At 65.3% G+C, this 2,437-nt stretch carries 3 protein-coding genes; all 3 read right to left on the bottom strand.

Annotated features, from left to right (window positions below; all coding sequences use genetic code 11):
* Positions 1-37 precede the first annotated feature (37 nt).
* Positions 38-277, bottom strand: coding sequence for a hypothetical protein (locus JOY90_RS03135; protein ID WP_291689708.1), 240 nt, complete (start codon positions 275-277; stop codon positions 38-40).
* Positions 278-495: 218 nt separating this feature from the next.
* Entirely contained in the window at positions 496-1,101 is a 606-nt protein-coding gene (locus JOY90_RS03130) for a hypothetical protein (protein ID WP_291689707.1), read from the bottom strand.
* A 267-nt stretch (positions 1,102-1,368) separates the two neighbouring features.
* The gene (locus JOY90_RS03125; protein WP_291689706.1) at positions 1,369-1,635 is read right to left on the bottom strand and encodes a hypothetical protein; all 267 of its coding nucleotides are present in this window, start codon (positions 1,633-1,635) and stop codon (positions 1,369-1,371) included.
* Between the last annotated feature and the right edge of the window lie 802 nt (positions 1,636-2,437).

Here is a 2,437-nt window from a genome sequence, read left to right as displayed (position 1 = left end):
GCGTTCAGCCGGCGCCAGCGTCTTATGGAGCTGTCTTTCAAGCGCCTCCGCGCTTCGACGGATCGTCATAGCTCGGCGTGTCGTCGAAACGGTCGGGCCGCGCAGGCCGTTGATAGGGCCAGCCCGGTGCAGGAAAGCGCGCCCATGCGCCGCTCGGATCCTGACGAGAATGAAACATGCCGTGATGCGCCACGCGCGACCTCGCATGATGGGCCGTTGCGGCGGCGGCGGAAGCGCATAACGCGATCAGGATACCCGTTGCGAAGATGAAACGCATCGTGTCTTGCTCCGAATCCCCGCCACCGCCGGCGATGTGATGCGCGGGCCCTCACGACTCAACCTCGGCGGCTTCACGATCCAGGGAGCAAGTCCTGGGTGCGGGGGAAGGCCCCGCGCGGGGGCGTTGGACGGCAGCGCCGCCCGAATCGCCCTGCTCGTCTCTCTATATGTGTCTCTATATATAAAGTGCGCGGACGGGGCCGCGGCCCCGGCAGCTCACGCCCGCCTGCGCTCCAGCGGCCGCCACCATTGATGGATCATGGCGTGACGCGTGGCGGCGTGGCCGCCGGGTCGGAAGGCCTCGGGCAGCGCCGCTTCCAGCCGTTCGACCGCGCGCGCCACCGCAATCGCATGCTCCTCGCCCTCGAAGCGCATCGTCTCGATGGCGCGATCGTTCGGCATCATCTTCTTGAAGCCGAGATGGGCCAATGTTGCCAGATGCAGGAGCTCGTCGACCGGCAGGTCGAGCCGAATCCGGTCCTGGCGCGGCGACATCTTCTGCTGGCAGCTTTCATAGCCCATGTGCCAGCAGGCCGCGCCGATGGCGTCGCCGAACTTGAACAGGCGCTCCTGGCAACGATCGACGCCGTTCCCGGGAGAGGCACGCCGCGCAAACGATTGCACCTGCTCGAACGCCTTGCCGATCGCCGCGGGCAGCGGCCGGCCGTTGCAGGCGTGCTGCGAGCTCACACCGCGGACGATCTCGGCGCTCGCCTCCTGCATGCCGGCGAGCCGTCCCCTGGCGAAGTATGACCGTGCCGCAGACCAGGCCGCGGCGAACAGAACGAGCTGCAGGACGATGATGACGGCCAGGATATCCAACGTAGGCTCCCCACACCCGACAGAAGTTGAACCGAGCCCTGGTTATCGAGCGCGAACGTGGTGCGGCCCCGATGATCCCGGCCGCCTCGTCGTGATCCGACGATTCGCTTGTTCCCCTGTGCTACGATCATCGCAGCTCAAGGTTACCCGCGCGTATATTTTCGGGATGCTTTGCCGATGTTCACATCGGCTGCGACGCCGTGGCGCTACGGAACGGCAGGCGAGATCGGCTTGGCCCGTTCGCGGCCGCCGCGCGATCAAGCCGCGTCAGTGCGCGCCGATCCAGGCCCGCGCCTCGCGCTGGGCCACGGCGATCTCGGCCTCGCTCATCTGCGCGGCCACCTCGCGGCGCATCGCGACCGCGTCCGCTCGCCCCTTCGACGCGGCGAGGTTGAACCATTTGTGCGCGGCGACCAGGCTGACGACGCCGGCGCGCCCGCTCGCCCAATAGACACCGCGCTCGAACAGCACGTCCGACATAACGGTCGCCTCCACCGGCGCGGCCGCATCCAGGTCGATGGTTCCCTGAAACATCTCGTCTCTCCTTTGCCCCGCCGCCCTGGCCTTGCAATCCGCGGGTCCGTCCACGCGTTCGACGTCCTCTCATCCGCCGTTCGCCGGCGCGTTGGCGCGATCATGCCGATGAGACTTGAACGGCGGTTTAAGCGTTGCGATGAATGGGATGTAAACGCGCCATGCCACAACTGTGGCAGACCCGACGCGTCAGCGACGCGTGCGGCCGTCCCGCGCCTCGATGAGGCGGCATCGCGGACGATCTGGCAATGATGAATCGGAAAAGGCCGGGCTGGCATCGCACCGGGGAACGAGGGCGTCGGCGAACACGTCAGGATCAGATTCCACCGGGCAAAGCCGTCACCGGGTGAAATTGCGGACCAAGCAGGATCCGCACCGAACGAAGAAAACTCGCTTCTTCTGCTGGACCCAATCGCGGGAAGCGCGGACAGCGCCTGACCGAAACCTGATCCAGCCGTTTGACCTGATGTCTCGCCGACACCCTCTTGCCGTCGATCGGAGCTTGCCGGATCAGGATCGGCTTCCCTCTCGAAGCCGGCCTGCCCGAAGGCTCCAATGACGCGCCGGCGTCAGGTTGCCGGCGATCTCGTCGAGAGGCGAGATTTACTTCTTCTTCTTGGCGACCTTGCGGGTCTTCTTCGCGGTCTTCTTCACCGCGCTCTTCGCCTTCTTCGCCTTCTTCGCTTTCTTAGCCATGTGGCCCTCCAATCAATGAGATGGCTTTACGCTTGCATGCGCTCCGGGAATCGAAGTGCACGACAAATCGTTACACCAACGAGCAAAAAAAAACAGCGTCCCACTT

The sequence above is a fragment of the Bradyrhizobium sp. genome (genome assembly GCF_019242285.1).
GTDB lineage: Bacteria > Pseudomonadota > Alphaproteobacteria > Rhizobiales > Xanthobacteraceae > Bradyrhizobium.
This window is presented reverse-complemented; position numbering and strand designations above follow the sequence as displayed.

Excerpts from the sequence above, each read along its gene's own strand:
- JOY90_RS03135 (WP_291689708.1), bottom strand. The coding sequence starts at position 277 with ATGCGTTTCATCTTCGCAACGGGTATCCTGATCGCGTTATGCGCTTCC.
- JOY90_RS03125 (WP_291689706.1), bottom strand. The coding sequence starts at position 1,635 with ATGTTTCAGGGAACCATCGACCTGGATGCGGCCGCGCCGGTGGAGGCG.